Source organism: Neobacillus sp. FSL H8-0543, assembly GCF_038592905.1.
Taxonomy (GTDB): Bacteria; Bacillota; Bacilli; order Bacillales; family Cytobacillaceae; genus Neobacillus.
The window spans coordinates 1,817,020-1,833,236 of record NZ_CP151943.1 but is presented as its reverse complement, the minus strand read 5'-3'; the positions used below and the strand labels follow the sequence as shown (position 1 = coordinate 1,833,236).

General features: G+C 39.8%; 15 protein-coding genes. 8 read left to right on the top strand and 7 right to left on the bottom strand.

Features of this window, described 5'->3' with window-relative positions; all coding sequences use genetic code 11:
* Complete coding sequence (locus tag NSS81_RS09270; RefSeq protein ID WP_342433212.1) at positions 1–942, top strand: hypothetical protein; 942 nt, start codon at positions 1–3, stop codon at positions 940–942.
* 245 nt (positions 943–1,187) lie between these two features.
* Here the strand turns inward: NSS81_RS09270 and NSS81_RS09265 are convergent, their stop codons facing one another.
* A complete protein-coding gene (locus NSS81_RS09265) occupies positions 1,188–1,817 on the bottom strand; it encodes a DUF2238 domain-containing protein (protein ID WP_342433211.1) in 630 nt (209 codons plus the stop codon).
* A 136-nt stretch (positions 1,818–1,953) separates the two neighbouring features.
* Here NSS81_RS09265 and NSS81_RS09260 point away from each other — a divergent pair, with 136 nt between their 5' ends.
* Entirely contained in the window at positions 1,954–2,862 is a 909-nt protein-coding gene (locus NSS81_RS09260; protein ID WP_342433210.1) for a DNA-3-methyladenine glycosylase 2, read from the top strand.
* Positions 2,863–3,394: 532 nt separating this feature from the next.
* On the opposite strand, the gene NSS81_RS09255 is transcribed toward NSS81_RS09260, so the two are convergent.
* Positions 3,395–3,967, bottom strand: coding sequence for a dihydrofolate reductase family protein (locus NSS81_RS09255; RefSeq protein WP_342433209.1), 573 nt, complete (start codon positions 3,965–3,967; stop codon positions 3,395–3,397).
* A gap of 360 nt (positions 3,968–4,327) precedes the next feature.
* Here NSS81_RS09255 and NSS81_RS09250 point away from each other — a divergent pair, with 360 nt between their 5' ends.
* From NSS81_RS09250 to NSS81_RS09235, 4 genes are all read left to right on the top strand, one after another.
* The gene (locus NSS81_RS09250) at positions 4,328–4,774 is read left to right on the top strand and encodes a PadR family transcriptional regulator (protein ID WP_342433208.1); all 447 of its coding nucleotides are present in this window, start codon (positions 4,328–4,330) and stop codon (positions 4,772–4,774) included.
* Between the two features lie 114 nt (positions 4,775–4,888).
* Complete coding sequence (locus NSS81_RS09245) at positions 4,889–6,628, top strand: ABC transporter ATP-binding protein (protein WP_342433207.1); 1,740 nt, start codon at positions 4,889–4,891, stop codon at positions 6,626–6,628.
* Positions 6,625–8,460: an ABC transporter ATP-binding protein gene (locus NSS81_RS09240; protein ID WP_342433206.1), complete on the top strand. Its 1,836-nt coding sequence runs from the start codon at positions 6,625–6,627 to the stop codon at positions 8,458–8,460. The genes NSS81_RS09245 and NSS81_RS09240 overlap by 4 nt, the downstream gene beginning before the upstream one ends.
* Positions 8,461–8,661: 201 nt before the next feature.
* On the top strand, positions 8,662–9,354 hold the full coding sequence (locus tag NSS81_RS09235; RefSeq protein WP_342433205.1) for a VCBS repeat-containing protein: 693 nt from the start codon (positions 8,662–8,664) through the stop codon (positions 9,352–9,354).
* A gap of 133 nt (positions 9,355–9,487) precedes the next feature.
* Here NSS81_RS09235 and NSS81_RS09230 read toward each other — a convergent pair whose 3' ends face one another.
* Positions 9,488–9,955, bottom strand: a complete 468-nt coding sequence (locus NSS81_RS09230; protein ID WP_342433204.1) for a phage tail protein — start codon at positions 9,953–9,955, stop codon at positions 9,488–9,490.
* A 22-nt stretch (positions 9,956–9,977) separates the two neighbouring features.
* Positions 9,978–10,457, bottom strand: coding sequence for a GyrI-like domain-containing protein (locus NSS81_RS09225; RefSeq protein WP_342433203.1), 480 nt, complete (start codon positions 10,455–10,457; stop codon positions 9,978–9,980).
* 116 nt (positions 10,458–10,573) lie between these two features.
* On the opposite strand from NSS81_RS09225, the gene NSS81_RS09220 reads away from it, so the two are divergent.
* Positions 10,574–11,536 (top strand): HTH domain-containing protein, encoded by a 963-nt coding sequence (locus NSS81_RS09220; protein WP_342433202.1) that lies wholly within the window; start codon positions 10,574–10,576, stop codon positions 11,534–11,536.
* 593 nt (positions 11,537–12,129) lie between these two features.
* Here the strand turns inward: NSS81_RS09220 and NSS81_RS09215 are convergent.
* Together NSS81_RS09215 and NSS81_RS09210 are read right to left on the bottom strand one after the other, a co-directional pair.
* Positions 12,130–12,843 carry an ABC transporter ATP-binding protein gene (locus tag NSS81_RS09215; RefSeq protein ID WP_342433201.1) on the bottom strand — a complete coding sequence of 238 codons (714 nt, stop codon included), beginning with the start codon at positions 12,841–12,843 and terminating at the stop codon, positions 12,130–12,132.
* 3 nt (positions 12,844–12,846) lie between these two features.
* Positions 12,847–13,914, bottom strand: coding sequence for an ABC transporter permease (locus NSS81_RS09210; protein ID WP_342433984.1), 1,068 nt, complete (start codon positions 13,912–13,914; stop codon positions 12,847–12,849).
* 250 nt (positions 13,915–14,164) lie between these two features.
* On the opposite strand from NSS81_RS09210, the gene NSS81_RS09205 reads away from it, so the two are divergent.
* Positions 14,165–15,067, top strand: coding sequence for a MerR family transcriptional regulator (locus NSS81_RS09205; RefSeq protein WP_342433200.1), 903 nt, complete (start codon positions 14,165–14,167; stop codon positions 15,065–15,067).
* Between the two features lie 49 nt (positions 15,068–15,116).
* Here NSS81_RS09205 and NSS81_RS09200 read toward each other — a convergent pair whose 3' ends face one another.
* Positions 15,117–15,980, bottom strand: a complete 864-nt coding sequence (locus NSS81_RS09200; protein WP_342433199.1) for a substrate-binding domain-containing protein — start codon at positions 15,978–15,980, stop codon at positions 15,117–15,119.
* Positions 15,981–16,217: the final 237 nt, after the last annotated feature.

The window sequence follows — 16,217 nt, the reverse complement described above, 5'->3', positions numbered from 1 at the left end:
ATGTATACTGAAATTAATACAAGGCTGGTTGAGATTCAAGGGAATCTGCGAAAGAAGGATAAGTATGAGATGCAGCTCGCGGATTTTAAGCGGGAGTTAGAGACGATTGAGGAGAGGCTTTCTCAGCTGCGAGTCCAGTTCCACTCAGAGCAGAAGGAGGTTGAAAAGCTAGAGAGTGTCAGTTTAACGAACTTATTCGCCACATTAACGGGTAAGAAGGATGAAAAGTTAACAAAAGAAAAACAAGAGATGGTTGCAGCGCAGCACAAACTGGAAGAAGCCGAGAAAACGAAAAGAGAAATAGATGAGGCGATCTTGGGGCTCGAAAATAACCTCGCAAATCTGCAAAATACTGAATCTGAGTATCAACAACTTCTATTACAAAAAGAAGCAATGATTAAATCGAGTGCCTCGCCTTTTGCGGCGGCATTGTTTGATTTGAGTGGGCAGGAAGGGAAGCATAAGGCCTATATTGTTGAGCTTGAGGAGGCGATTACTGCTGGGGAACGTGTCAGGGATGCACTTGTGGATGCAAGCGACTCTCTTGAGGAAGCGAGCACTTGGGGGACCTTAGATATGTTTGGAGGTGGGACAATCACTGGTCTGGTTAAACACCAGCATATTGATGAAGCTGAAGACGCACTTCATCATGCACAAACGAATATGCGTCATTTTCAAAAGGAGCTATTAGATGTTCAAGAACAAGCGCATCTGGAGGTTGATATCTCAGAAATGCTTAGGTTTGCGGATTTCTTTTTTGATGGATTCATCGTGGATTTTATGGTTCAAGAGAAAATCAAACAATCCTTGGAAGAAACAATCAGTCACCACGAGAAAGTGAACAATATTCTGATGAAATTAAATGCTCAATTGGAGGAAAAAAAGATAGAGTTAGAGATTAATCAGAAAGAAAAGTTGAGGATTATAGAGAGTCTGGGTTAGAGCAGTCCCTGTGCATCAATAGCAAAAAAAAATTCGGCCACTGGGGCCGAATCAATCTATTTATTGAAATAAAGGGGAGTTATGAAAGGAGGCTTACTGTCCTCTTCACATACACATCATAACCCGTTAATGTGAACAAACTATGAATAAAAGTGTAAGGTTATATTAAAAAACCAGAGGGACTGTTCTCGTGAGTCACTGCGCTTTCGGTGATGAAGCAGCAGAATCGTCCACCTGGTCTTTACCTACTCATTATCTAGTTTTTCCAATCCTTTATAAAGGATCTTTGTGAAGAAAAAAAGCGATAGAATGGAACCCGCTAATAAAAGTGTCATATCCTTCTGGGAATCCCATATGTCTCCTTGCATGCCTAAAAAATCTTTTGTGGCTTTCCCTTCTTTTCCTATTTTTGTACTTGCCCACTCAATGATTTCGTAGAAAGCCCCGATTGCTAGTGTTATACATAGAGCAATAAAATTTGTCGTTTTACTTTTCAATAAAACTGTTTTCCTTAATAATATCTCTATAATAACGATGACCATCATCCCCTTAAGAAAATGACCAAACCGATCATAGTGGTTCCTTTGTAAATCAAAATAATCTTTGATCCATGTAAAGAGAGGAACTTTAGCATAAGAATAATGCCCTCCTATAAACGTTAAAATGACAAGAACGGCAATAATGACGTAGGATACAGTGGTAAGCCGAAAATGATTGTATCTTGATATCAGGAATATTAAAACTAATACTGAAGGTGAAACCTCCATCAATAAGACCCTATAACCTTCCTCAGGTTTAATCAGGGCCCAAATAAGAACAAGCATAACAATAAATAACAAGAAAAAATGTATCGGACTTCTTTTTTTACGTGACACTCAAATCACTCCATCAGAAAACAAGATGTATCTAGTATTTGCTAAACATTTATAAAATATAGAAAGAGGTATTTCGCCGGTTGAAAAATTGTTCACCCTGTGAATATCGAACGCTAATAGGAAAGGAGTCACGACAATGAATTGGATGGACCACGGGTTATCGATTGAGATTATTCCACCGAAGGAATTCAATTTTAACGAGTGTTTAGTGTTTTTAGGAAGGTCAGAGAATGAAATACTGCATCAAATAAGAGCTGGATATTTGTATAAACTGGTAAAAATAAACGGAGAATTAATTCTTTTAAAAATAGGAAGTACTTCTCAGTCCATTCATGTAGAATTCCCTATCCATACCCCATCTAAAAGTGTTCTTGGAGGAGTAGCTGAATATGTATGGGAATGGTTTGATCTCGACCAAGAACTGGGAGCCTTTTATCAAATGGCCCGTCAGGATAGGGTTCTAGCATCAATAGCTGATAAATATTACGGTCTACGGATCATGTGTATTCCGGATTTATTCGAAGCTCTCACCTGGGCGATTATCGGCCAGCAAATTAATTTAACCTTTGCTTATACCTTAAAGAAACGATTTGTGGAACAGTTCGGAGAATGTCAAACTTTTAAAGGGCAAACCTTCTGGTTTTTCCCAACCTATGAAAAAATTGCTTCCATAGAGGTTTCCGATTTAAGGGAACTTCAATTTTCTGTGAGAAAGGCCGAATATGTGATAGGAATTGCACAAGCCATGACAAGCGGTCAGTTAACCAAAGAGGATTTACTTCAACAGCAAGAGTATCAGCTAGTACATAGAACTTTAACGGCAATCAGAGGTGTTGGCGCATGGACGGCAGATTATGTGATGATGAAATGCTTACATCATCCTGCTGCTTTTCCAATAGCGGATGTCGGTCTACATAATGCATTAAAGCTTCAATTAGGACTTGAGCGTAAACCGACTATAGAGGAAATAAGAGAATTGGCATCGGATTGGAATAGTTGGCAGGCGTACGCAACCTTCTATCTTTGGCGGTCTTTGTATGAATAAAAACCAAGGGGACTGCTCTGGTGTCTCTTTCTAAAACGGGTCCTCCATCGCCCGAAACCAAAGTGACTGAACGGTTTGGGTCGATGAAACAGCATCTCATCGACCGAACCTCCAGAGCCCGAACGGTTTGGGTCGATGAAACAGCATCTCATCGACCGAACCTACAGAGGCAGAACGGTTTGGGTCGATGAAACAGCATCTCATCGACCGAACCTCCAGAGCCCGAACGGTTTGGGTCGATGAAACAGGTCCTCATCGCCCGAACCTCTAGAGCCGAAACGGTTTGGGTCGATGAAACGGGTCCTCATCGACCGAACCTTTAGAGCCGGAACGGTTTGGGTCGATGAAACGGGTCTTCATCGCCCGAAACCAAAGAGCCCGAACGGTTTGGGTCGATGAAACAGGTCCTCATCGCCCGAACTTCAAGAGCCCGAACGATTTGGGTCGATGAAACAGGTCCTCATCGCCTGATTACCTGCCACATATCATATCGACACCGCCTGCTAGTAAATAGGTAAATTTTAATAATAGCCTATTCATCACCATTCCCATGATAGATTAGCTGCACAACACCAGAGGAGAAAGTTCGTGTATGAACCAATTTTAATTTCAACCGCTGTTTTATATCAACAAACAACGGTTTTCCTTCTCCCAAAATAACAGGATGAACAGATAATCTAAATTCATCAACTAGCCCTAAATTGATAAAAGTTGTAATGAGACTGGCTCCGCCATAGAGCCAGATGTCTTTGCCAGGCTGGCTCCTTAACTTATTAACTTCCTCAAGGATATTTTCATTTATGAAACTTACCCCATTATCTGTCGCTTGTTGCGTTCTCGAAAATACATATTTCTTCTTACTGTGAACGATATTCCACATTTCTTTGTCACTATCAGAGTCCTCGGTGTTTGGAATATACTTTCCCCATAAATCGTAGCTTTTTCTACCATATAAAATAGTGTCAATTTGATTCAAGAATTGAGTAAACCCCATATCAGGATCCATAATGCACCAATCAACTTCTCCATTTTTCCCTTCAATGAAGCCATCTAAAGTTACTGCTAAGTCTAAAATTACTTTTCTCCGTTTTAGAGTATTTGACATCACTTTTCCTCCTTTTAAATAAAGGCTGTGTTAAACTTGGCTGTTGATTTGCGCTCCAGGTGCTATGCTTTCCGCGGGCTCGCCCGTGAGCCTCCTTACAGCTTCGCACCTGTGGGGTCTCACTCAGCTCGTTCATCCCGCAGGAGTCAAGCACCTTCCGCTCCAATCAACAGGTTCTTAAAATCAACAGTATCCTTAAACTCAGCCCCAAAAAACTACACGACTCTACACACTAAATACTCATTCTTGCTCTGATGATAACAAGGTTTCGTAGAGGTATCAAATTTTTCACGGCATCATTACGATTGTAACAAAACGATATATCGATTATAATTATCGATATATTTTAGGAGTGATTGTATGAAAAAAAGAAGAGGGTTTGTTCAGTTTGCGATTTTGAATTTGTTGAAGGAAGGACCAATGCATGGCTATCAAATTATGAAGGAGCTGGAGGAGCGTTCAAGTGGCGCGTATACGGCAAGTGCGGGTACGGTTTATCCCGCGCTTCAAGAGTTATTGGATCAGAGTTTGATAGAGTTGGATATGGGATCGGATAAAAAGGTTTATTCTCTCACGGACAGTGGAAAAGAGCGGATAGTGGAAAAACATACGGAAGGCGATTTTTGGTCTGAATGGAAAGAGAGAATGGTATGGAGGAATTCCAAGGAGTCGGTGCAGCTTAGAGAGGCAGTGGACCGGTGGGAAAAGGAACTGCATAAAGCAATGAAACAAGCACGGGGGAATCCAGAAAGTGTACGTGAACTTATTGCCATTGTCGAAGAAATGACCAGCAGGTTAAATAAATAGATGAGACCAGGGGACGGACGGTTCTAGCGGCACTAACCAAAAAAAGGCCACCCGAACCGCCCGCCGTGGCACAACTAGACCCCGTGGTACAGAACAAAAGTAAGGGGAAAAACGATGAGAGCTATGAAAAAATTACTACACTATATGAAGCCATACCGATTATTTGCCATTTTAGGACCACTGTTGATGTGTATTGAGGTGGCGATGGATCTTTTGCAGCCGACGATTATGCAGAAGATGATTGATAACGGGATTGCCAATCAGGATAACGGTTATGTGATAAAACTGGGGCTTTTCATGCTGCTGAGCGCCTTTGTGGGTTTAATTGGCGGGGCAGGGAGTTCGATTTATGCAGCAAAGTCGGCTGTTCATTTTGCCACCGATATTCGCCGTGATGTATTTAAGAAGACGGAACAATTTTCGAATCAAAATACAGATGCCTTTGGTACAGGAAAATTAATCACGATTGTAACCAATGATATCGCAACCATCCAATCGGCGGTCATTATGACCTTGCGTGTATTTGTTAGGGGTCCCTTGCTGTTTATCGGTTCGGTAGCGATTGTTTGGTTTACAGCACGGGAGTTGTTTCCGGTGTTGCTCGTGTCGATTCCGATTCTGATTGCGTTTATCTATTATTTTTCAGCCCAATCAGGTAAGCTTTTTTCTCATGTGCAAAAAGCAATGGATCAGGTGAACACCAAGCTTCAAGAAATGTTGGCAGGTATTCGTGTCATCAAGGCCTTTGATCGCCAGGATTATGAAAAGAACCATTTTAAAATGGTCAATGATACGCTGATGAAACGGAATATGACCGCGGAGCAACTGATTTTAACACTGATGCCGATTATGATGTTTATTGTTAATCTCGGGATCATTGCCGGACTTTGGATGGGAGTAATCAAGGTAAATGAAGGGACACTTCAAGTCGGGGTGATTTTAGCGTTTATTAATTACTTAAACATTATGATGAATGGTTTAATGAGCAGCAGCCATGTGTTAATGCAGATTGCCCGTTCGTTTACATCTGCAAAACGAGTGGTTCAGGTGCTTGAAACAGAAATTGAGATTAAGGAACCAGCTCAACCGTCCCCGAGGGCTGACATCAGGGGCGAAGTGGAATTTAGAGAGGTCAATTTCAGCTATAGCAAAAATGGTGAGTATGTTCTTAAAAACATTTCGTTTAAAGCTAATGCTGGTCAAACCGTTGGGATTATTGGGGCAACCGGGAGTGGGAAATCCACGCTCGTCAAACTGATTCCCCGCCTGTATGACCCGGATTCTGGAGATATTTCCATCGATGGAGTCAACCTAAAGGATTTACCGCTTGAAAAATTACGGACAGCGATTGGGTTTGTTCCGCAAAAGGCGACGTTGTTTTCTGGGACGGTTGAGGATAATCTTTCGTTCGGGAAAGAAGAGGCAACAACCAACGACCTAGAACAAGCAGCACAATCGGCTTCTGCGAGTGAATTTATCGATAGGCTGGATGAACGATTTGCCCACCCTCTGATGCAGGGAGCAACGAATTTATCGGGAGGGCAGAGACAGCGGTTATCGATGGCGCGTGCGTTTATCCGCAAACCACGGATTTTAGTCCTGGATGATTCGACTTCGGCGATTGATGCGTTGTCAGAATCAGCGGTACAGCAGGCATTAAGAAACGACTACTCCGATACGACGGTATTTATTATTTCATCCAAAATATCCTCGATTATCGACGCGGATCAAATTGTGGTTATGGAGGATGGAAAAATCGAAGCGAGTGGGACACATGAAGAATTGCTTGGAAAAAGCAAACTATATCGTGATCTTTATTTTTTACAAAGTGGAAGGGAGGTTAAATTAGGATGAGTAAACCTTCTACACAAACGAATCCCAATATTATCAATCGCGCGCGAGGTCCGAGGGGATTTAGCGGACCTGTTGTAAAGGCGAGAGATTGGAAGGGAACAATTAAACGGATTTGGTTATATATGGAGAAGCAAAAAGTGGCTTTGGTGGCCTCGATTATTTTTGTGATTCTCTCGACGCTGCTGGGGATTCTCGGACCGTATATGATTGGCGTCATCATTGACGAGTATATCATTCCGAAGGATATCCCTGGAACGATCCGGTTCTTAGGGTTACTTGCACTTGTTTACGTCGCAACCGCTGTGTTTACTTGGTTGCAAACTTTTATGATGGTTCGTGTATCCTTACAAACGATTCGGAAATTGCGCCAGGATTTATTTGATAAGTTTCAAACCCTATCGTTACGATTTTTTGATAAACGGACACATGGGGATTTGATGAGTCGGGTTACGAATGACATTGAGAGCTTGAATCAGGCGTTAAGCCAAAGTGTCATTCAAATCTTTTCTTCTGTATTAATGGTTTCAGGCGTCGCGATTGCGATGTTTTCCCTTAATTGGGTGCTGGCGATTGTGACGCTGCTGGTGATTCCACTGATGATTTTTACGACGAAAAAAATAATTACCCATAGCAGCAGTGCGTTTATTAAAAGACAACGAGATTTGGGTGAATTAAACGGATTTGTTGAAGAAGCGATTACTGGAAATGAGGTCGTCACTCTTTTTGGAAAGGAAGAGAAAATGAACCGGCAGTTTTCGGAGGTCAATGAACGGCTGCGCCACTCAGCGATGACGGCCGATACGGTTTCTGGATTTATGGGTCCCGTTAATAACTTTATTAACAATTTAGGGCTTGGTTTTGTGATTGCGATTGGGGCGGTAATGACGGTTGAGGGGCTGGCAACGGTTGGAATTATTGCTGCCTTTGTTACCTACTCGCGACAATTTTTTCGCCCGATTAACCAGCTTTCTAATTTATTGAACCTGTTTCAGTCGGCGATTGCTGGTGCGGAGCGTGTGTTTGAAATTATGGATGAGACGCCAGATTTGCTAGATAAAGAGAATGCGATTGTCGCAGATTCCTTTAAAGGCGAGGTTGAATTTTCCCATGTCCACTTTGGGTATGAGGAGGATAAGCCGATTTTAAAAAATATAGATTTTCAAGTTCGACCAGGTGAGAAAATTGCTCTTGTTGGTCCGACAGGGTCGGGGAAGACAACGATTATTAATTTGTTGATGAGGTTTTATGATGTGACCGCTGGCGAAATAAGGGTGGATGGCCTTGATATCCGTGATTATCAATTAAGCGCGCTGCGGAAAAAAATCGGAGTCGTGCTTCAGGACACGTTCTTGTTTTCGGGAACGATTATGGAAAATATCCGCTATGGACGGTTGAAAGCAACAGATGAAGAAGTTGTGGCTGCGGCAAAGATGGCATCGGCCCACCGCTATATAAAGCATTTGCCTGAAGGCTATCATACGAAACTTACGTCGGGCGGATCGAATTTAAGCCAGGGGCAGCGTCAATTACTGGCGATTGCGCGGGCGATTTTAGCCGATTCTGATATATTGATTCTTGATGAAGCGACATCTAGTGTCGATACCAATACTGAAATCGAAATTCAAAAGGGAATCAACATGTTAACGGAAGGGCGAACGAGTTTTGTCATTGCCCACCGCTTGAAAACCATTGAAAACGCCGATCGCATCTTTGTCATTCATCAAGGGGAAATCATCGAATCGGGAACACATCAAGAACTCCTAGAGAATAAAGGATTCTACTTTGAGATGTATGACAGTCAGTTTAACATCCGAGGGAAAAGTGCTTTGTAGAAGGAATGTTTGTATAATTTAATAAAACAGTCCTTCATGCCGTCTAGTTTATGGTGCGGTGAACCTTATCATAAGTAAGTGAGATTTTTTATCAATGGAGAAAATATTAATATTTAAATCGTGAACGTATTTTTTCTGTACAAACTCTTCTATGGTTAAATTTACATAGAGTGTAGGGACAAAAAAAGTGCGGGGGATCCTATGAATCAGCCAATTATTGTATCGTTTGCAAGCGGTGATGTAACTGGGGATAGAGTACCAGATAATGTCTATTTGACAGGGATAAAGACCCCAGCTAGTCCATTTACTCAGAATATTACCTTGCACGTTCAAGATGGAAGAACTGGATCGGTAAAAAGTGTTCTACTTCGTGAAAATGCAGGCTATAATCCTACTATATTCTTAGGGGATTTTACCAAGAATGGAGTAGATGATATTTTAATAAGTATTGCTACTGGTGGTAGTGGTGGAATCATGTACCATTATATTTATTCCTTTTTGGAAAATACAGCACAATTGATATTTGATTTTAATGTATTTAATGAGCATTACCAATATGTGGTCACTTATCATGATAATTTCAAGGTTGAAGTTGTCAGCAAGAGCAACAATAAAAAGTACATCATAGACATATCAACAAAAGGTGCTCAGTATTTAAATGAAATATATGACGAAAATGGAAATCTGAAAAGTCCTATTACTGGTTTTGTTAATCCTTTAAGTGGCTTGTATCCAGTAGATTTTGATTCAAATAAAGTTTATGAGCTATTGGCCTATCAAAAAATTGCAGGAAGATATAATGCAGATTCTTTAGGATATGTTTTGAATACTTTAGGATGGTTGAATAATCATTTTGTGTTGCAAAATCAGAATGTAGCTATTTTCGGATATTAGGATCTTCATCACGATGATCCTATCATAAGTAAATGAAGTTTTTGCAAAAAAATAAAACAGCACTCACCCACATTTGATGGAGAAGTGCTGTTTTGTTATTTAAATACCAAGATGAACATTGCCTTTGCTTACTTTAATATTCTCCTTTAATGACAAAATACGAGCCCCGAATGGTTCCAGCCAGTTTAGACTTCTGCCTTGCAAACTTAAACTTCCCTTCTAACTCCATTGGTACTTCCATACCCTCAGAAAGCTTAAAACCAACGGCCCGCTTCGGCTTAGGGTCATCAACCGTATACATGACGTTGACCGAAAGACCATCCTCATAAAAGACGTAGGCAATTTTGATATTTTCCACTTGAAAACGAGACGTTTCTAACGGTTTGGCCGCAAACTCAATATCACGTTCTTTTTTCAAAATTTCGTTTACATAGTTAAGGGTCTCTAGGCTTTCACTAGCTGGTACAACCGTAAATTCATGCTTATATTTGTTCATAAAGTAACGAGCTTCATTCGCGCGTAAACCTGCTAACGCCTCTGCTACTGGTGAAGACTCTAAACCAATCGTAGAAACATTTTTAAAATCAACGATATAGGACATTTCCATCCATCCTTTTATTTCTTTATTTCCTTACAACAGGAATCCATACTTCACCAAATACTAAGCCGTCGCGCTCTCCCATCTCAACCGTTGCATTTGGCCCGCCAACATAGGCAAAATCCTTTGCTTCTGGCAAGACTTGACCAAAGGCAATACCAGTAAGCGTATTACTCAACTCTTCAGTAGATTTCGCTTCCCCTTTAACAACGAGGTATTCTCCTTTAGGAAATTCGATCACTCTGGTTGCTTCTGGTAAAGTTTTCTCTGTCAGGACGCCGGCATAATGCATCATCTTGTTATTTACCGCTTCGTTTACGGTGAAAATATAGTCATTTGCAGCTACGGATTTTAGAGTATCAAGCGTTCCATCTTGTTTGACTGCCTGCCAAAAGTCTGCTTTTTCCTTTGTTATGCCAGCGTAGTCTGTGTAATGGCTCGTAAGCTCCGTTCCAAATCCTAAAACGGTAAAGCTGTCTTTTTCTTCTAGGGTATAATTTGTCATATTCAATACCTTCCTTTTTTTAAAATGAATCAAATGCTTTGTCATTTCACTTGATATGTTTATAATAACTTTAAATCATGTCAAAAAGTGATACTGTTTAGGAGGTGCGTAGCTGAATGAAAAAAGTTGAACGGATTAATATCATCATGCGCTATATCAACAACCGTTCCCACTTTACGATTTCTGAAATCATGCAGGAATTTAACATCTCTCGTTCGACAGCGATTAGAGATATTAGAGAAATTGAAGCGATGGGGATGCCGCTTGTTGCTGAAGTTGGAAGGGATGGGGGGTATTCTGTCATGCACAATTCTGTCCTCCCTGATGTTCGCTTTACCGATAATGAGGTCAAAGCCCTTTTTATTGCCTTTATGGCAACAAGAAACCAACAGCTCCCCTATCTAAAAAGTCGCCAGTCTTTAGCTGAAAAGTTACTAGGCCTCATCTCAGAAAACCAGCAAGATGACCTTGTTCTATTAAATCAAATCCTGCTATTTGAAGGGACCAACCCGAATAACCCTGACCTGCTTGACCTGTCAGACCTCCCCCATCCGATGTTAGAAAAACTCATCCAACTCCTGCTTATGGATAGATATTTATTGATTACTATCAATGGAGAGAAGGGTGCAAAGTCTTATCCCATTTATCTCTTGCATCTTTATCGTGAAAAAAGCCTTTGGCTGATTGAAGGATTTAACTTAAAGGAAGAAAAGAAGCAGATTTTTCATGTCGACCATCTCACCAATGTCAAACCTTACCCAACAAACGATAGATTGAGTAAGAAAGTGATTTTAGAAAAAATAAGTAAGCAGGAAGCAGTCATCAACCTTATCCTTGAACTTGGCCCTAAGGCAATTGCCCAGTTTAAGAAATACCAGCCTTTAAAAGTTTCTATTTCCTATACAAACCCTTACCAAGCTACAGCCATTCTAAAGACTTTTATCAATGTAAATAATCCCGAAGAGTTAACGGAAATAACCAATTGGCTACTTTTCCTAGGTGAAGATATCAATGTCAAGGAAATGCCAGTAGAAATTTACGAAGATTTACAAAAGAGATTAGGCCTATTCTGCCCATAAGCAATGCCAGTTAAAACCCAAGTGATTATGAGTTTAAGCATTGCCTTTTTAATATAAAGGCTTTGTTAAACTTGTCTGTTGATTTGCGCTTAAATAACCAGCGAAAGTAAAATAAGCGGAGATTTTCCGGTTATTTGAAAAATGGAGCTCGTTTCGTGGAATATAAGCGGAGATTTTCCGGTTATGCTGTGCAAATTCCCGCCTTTTTATGTTTTTTATATAAATAGGCGGAATTTTTCCGTCTATTTAGGCTATTTTTAATGCTTTTTACCAAATTGGCGGAATTTCTCCGTCTATTTATTTTCTTAAAATTAATAGTATCAACAATAACCTTTAACATAGCCAATATAAAAAGAAACGGTATTATTTCAATACGGTTATTTAATATACTTGTAAGAATACTCGTAGTTAAAAGCAAAAAACCATCGTCTATCAAGGCATGACACGGCTCGGTAAACGCTTCGACCTAACTTACAATCCTAGATAAAAAAAGGGGAAATCTCATTTTAGAAGAGACTTCCCCTTTTTTTACTTGCCAATTTTTACGTTAATTAAGGTGTCATTTTAAAAATCCCACCTCAAAACGGAACACGTTAATAATTTACGGAGGCTTCTTTATGTGGCTTCTTAGCCTGTGTTTCTATTGCTGAAAGGACACCATCTGTCATTTGATAAACTTTGTCACAGTAGTCCACAAGTCTAGTATCATGCGTCACCACAATGGTTGTTGTTTTCTTCTGCTTCGTTACTTTTTTCAAGAGCTCCATGACTTCATAGGCACGTTCGGAGTCAAGTGAGGCTGTGGGCTCATCAGCCAAAATAATTGAAGGATTGCTATACAGAGCCTTAGCAATTGCTACACGCTGGCGTTGCCCGCCAGATAAGTCGGAGGGATATTTTAAGAGTAAGTCACAAATGTCCAAATCCTCATAAAGTTGATTTCGCTCCGCTTTCGACATGTTTCCCTTTTTCACTTTGTCCAATAGCTTCAATTGATTGGCCACTGACAGAAAGGGTACCAAGTTTGATGCCTGTAACACAAATCCGATTTCCTTGAGTCGGATTTGTGACCGTTCTTTTTCATTCAATGAGGTTAAGTTTTGCCCATTGATTACTACGTCACCTGAGGTTGGTGATAATAATCCACCGACAATGGTAAGAAAGGTGCTTTTTCCAGACCCCGACGGACCAATTATTGCAATCAGCTCCCCACGGTCGGCAAGAAAATCTGTTTCCTTTAAGGCGTCAACCTTCTTATGATCGCTTCCGTAGCTCTTCTTAACTTGATGTAATTGTAATACTGCCATGTTTTAGCCTCCAATCGCTTTCAGTGGGTCAATTCGAACAATCGTTAAAACTGAGAAGACGGCACCGGCAGTTGCGACAGCCATCAGGATTAACCCATAGAATGCCATCAACGTCAGATCAAACGAAACAGGAACGGCTGCTGGTAAAAAAGCTCCTGAAATGAGTGTTAAGACAAATCCAAGTGCCGTCCCAATTAACGCTAAAATAAAGGTTTGTGCCACAACCGACCAGGATAAATAGGAGCTGGAAATCCCTTGAGCCTTCATAACCCCGAATATGCCTATCTTCTGCACGGTCAACACATACAAGAAAATAGCTACAATGATAGATGAAATACCAAAGAGAAAGTAAATCATGAAATTTAACGTAAGTTTTTGTTCAGTATAGCCAGGCAAACTTTCAATGAATGATTCAATTTCAAGTGCCTCCAGCTCATCCTTTTGGGTAAGAGACGAAATAGAATCATCCTGAACAACAATCCCGTTAATTTGATCTTTATTCTGTTCAGCTGCCTCACCGAATTTGACTTGATGGAAGGTTGAAAGGTTTGCATAGAGAACAGGTGCAGCATTAAAACGAGCAGAGTCTGTAAATCCAACAATAGTTAGATATTGGTCACTGGAGGATAAGGATAATTTATCACCTAAATTGAATCCCTTGTCTTTCAGTGAATCATCAGCAATAACCTCATTTTCTTTTTCAAAAGACCTACCTCCCGTCACATTTGGCATAAGAAATTCTTCTTTGTTGATACCGAAGAGTGAGATGTTTTGCTTATTGTCGCTGTTACTAGCAATTGCGTTTAGCTGACCGATGACTGCCGTTTTTTTTGCATCAATGTCTTTTAGATGATCAATCGACATGAATGATTGGTACAAGCTTTTATCTGATTCCTTGGTAAGGATAATAGCTGTTGCGTCCCATTTATCAACCGCCTCCCTATTCAGACTTGCGAGACCCGTTGCAAGTCCAGAGAGAAAAAATACAAGATAGGAAACGAGCATTAAAATCCCCGTAATCAAGGTAAAACGAAGTTTATTTTTTTTAATTTCTTGCCATGCTAAATACACCATTTCACTCCCTTTATAGATCTTAAAATTATAATTAACACTATTATTAATCATAATAACTTGTTTTGTCAAACCCTTGTATAATAAAATATAAAAAAGATTATACAAATGTTCGGATTAATTATAAAGGATATCGTACGATTTTAATCTTTGTATAATGTTTGTGGTGATAACGTTGTACGAAAAATAGGGATTGGTTATACTTATAATACTTATGTGGATTTGGACAGTTACTAAGGGGATGAAAAGGATGATTCAATCTCATAAAAATGGGTTATTTTCGATTCAACAAGTCGCAGACATGACTGGATTATCGAAACAAGTGATTAGAAAATGGGAAGAACGTTATGGAATTATTCAACCGAAACGTTTGGAAAATGGTTATAGAATCTATAGTCAAGAGGATGTTAAAATGCTCTTGAAAATCAAGTTACTTTCGGAACAAGGTCATTCGCTAAAAAAATCTATTCTTCTTGTAAAAGAGTCTGAAGAAGACCCTGAAGTACCATTACCGAAGGAAGAAACCTCTAATTATGAGCAGTGGAATGAGTATGTTTTTCGGCTTCTAGAAAAAGGCAGTCACTGTGATGAAATCGAAATAAATTTTATCTTAAAACAAGCCTATCATCATGTAGGTCTCGAAAGTTTTTTAACCGGTATCGTGCTTCCTTTTTTAAAAGAGGTAGGGAGAAAGTGGGAGAATGATGAGTGGAGTGAATATCAGGAATCCGTATCAAGCCTAGTTGTAAGGGATTTCTTGATTCAAATTCGACGAAATTATCACTATCGAGAATCTGCTCCATTTGTTCTCGGAGCCTGTCTGCCACATGAATATCATGAGATACCATTGCATCTGATCCTTTTGCGTTTCATGATGAAGGGGTGGAAAACTCAATTAATTGGGGCTTCTCCAGCCCCAGGGTCAATTGAAACATTGGTAAGCAAATTAAAGCCAAATATGGTTCTGTTGTCTGCTACAACCACCTTACCCTTTGAAACAGATTCTCAACTGCTACGGAGATTGGATCAATTTGCTGAAAAGCAAACTGAAACCGCCTTTTACCTTGGCGGTCAAGGGGCAGTCACATATGTCTCTGACTATCAACCACGGTCAATTCATGTGACAAATTCCATTGATGATATATTAAAATAAATCATTTTAAGTTAAAGGAAGGTCCCTTCAAAAAGGACCTTCCTTTAACTTATTCTGTATAACTAATAAATAGAGATTGACCAAATTCTTCTTTCCCGAACTTCTCGATTTCTTCTTGTGTTTTGCTGTTAATCATAAATTCAACAAACTTTTCTGCGTCTTTGCTGTTTACCATATCATGTTTTTCAGAATTCACTTGCATTACATGGTAAATATTCATTAGGTCTTTCCCACCCTCAACAACAATTTGAAGGTTTGTTAAGTTTTTCTCTTGTGCAAGCCAAGTAGCACGGTCTGTTAAGATATAACCAGATTTCTCATTCGCAATCTGTAAAGAAGCTCCCATACCTTGACCAGTTGAGATATATGTGTCACCTTCTGGTGTAATAGCAGCAGAAGTCCAAATGCCTAGTTCCTTTTTGTGAGTACCAGAGTCATCTCCTCTAGTAATAAAATTTGCTTTTACTTCAGAGATCTTTTTGAATGCGGCAACAATGTCTTCTCCGCTTACATCAGCTGGATTATCCTTTGGTCCAACCAATACAAAGTCATTATACATGACACGTTTACGGTTGATCGCGTCACCACTGGCAACGATTTCTTCTTCAGACTTAGGGGCATGTACTAATAGTACGTCTGCTTCCCCTTTTGTTCCCATTTCTAATGCTTGACCCGTTCCAACAGCAATCGTTTTAACTTTAACATTGTTTTCTTCTTCGAAGATTGGGAGTAATACATCAAGTAAGCCACTGTCTTGAGTACTTGTTGTAGTAGCAAGAATCAATTCAGTTGGTTCTGCTTTCGGTGCAACCTCTTTATCCTTTGCTGCATCTTTTGTTTCTGTGTTCCCACATGCTGCTAAAAACAGAAGCATGAAGGCAAATAAAAAGGATAGATAACGATTTTTTGGCATGTTGTTTCCTCCGTTATGTAGTTTTCTCTTTCATTGAAATAGTAAAGTTACCTCCTTACTATTTCGATAGCCCTATTATAGTTAGTGTAAATAAGTAATACATATGATTTTTATCACAATTCGTTAAGTTTTGTTTAGTTTCGTTAAGTTTTGTTAAGTTTTTGTGAACGATGCTGTGGTATTATTTACTAAATACAGTAAAAATGATGAAATTAGCTTAACTACACTATAAATATA

Bases quoted from the DNA above. Each gene is read 5' to 3' on its own strand.
- NSS81_RS09235 (WP_342433205.1), top strand. From the start codon at position 8,662: ATGAATCAGCCAATTATTGTATCGTTTGCAAGCGGTGATGTAACTGGG.
- NSS81_RS09225 (WP_342433203.1), bottom strand. From the start codon at position 10,457: ATGACAAATTATACCCTAGAAGAAAAAGACAGCTTTACCGTTTTAGGA.
- NSS81_RS09215 (WP_342433201.1), bottom strand. From the start codon at position 12,843: ATGGCAGTATTACAATTACATCAAGTTAAGAAGAGCTACGGAAGCGAT.
- NSS81_RS09230 (WP_342433204.1), bottom strand. From the start codon at position 9,955: ATGTCCTATATCGTTGATTTTAAAAATGTTTCTACGATTGGTTTAGAG.
- NSS81_RS09270 (WP_342433212.1), top strand. From the start codon at position 1: ATGTATACTGAAATTAATACAAGGCTGGTTGAGATTCAAGGGAATCTG.
- NSS81_RS09245 (WP_342433207.1), top strand. From the start codon at position 4,889: ATGAGAGCTATGAAAAAATTACTACACTATATGAAGCCATACCGATTA.
- NSS81_RS09240 (WP_342433206.1), top strand. From the start codon at position 6,625: ATGAGTAAACCTTCTACACAAACGAATCCCAATATTATCAATCGCGCG.
- NSS81_RS09220 (WP_342433202.1), top strand. From the start codon at position 10,574: ATGAAAAAAGTTGAACGGATTAATATCATCATGCGCTATATCAACAAC.
- NSS81_RS09250 (WP_342433208.1), top strand. From the start codon at position 4,328: ATGAAAAAAAGAAGAGGGTTTGTTCAGTTTGCGATTTTGAATTTGTTG.
- NSS81_RS09205 (WP_342433200.1), top strand. From the start codon at position 14,165: ATGATTCAATCTCATAAAAATGGGTTATTTTCGATTCAACAAGTCGCA.
- NSS81_RS09200 (WP_342433199.1), bottom strand. From the start codon at position 15,980: ATGCCAAAAAATCGTTATCTATCCTTTTTATTTGCCTTCATGCTTCTG.
- NSS81_RS09260 (WP_342433210.1), top strand. From the start codon at position 1,954: ATGAATTGGATGGACCACGGGTTATCGATTGAGATTATTCCACCGAAG.
- NSS81_RS09255 (WP_342433209.1), bottom strand. From the start codon at position 3,967: ATGTCAAATACTCTAAAACGGAGAAAAGTAATTTTAGACTTAGCAGTA.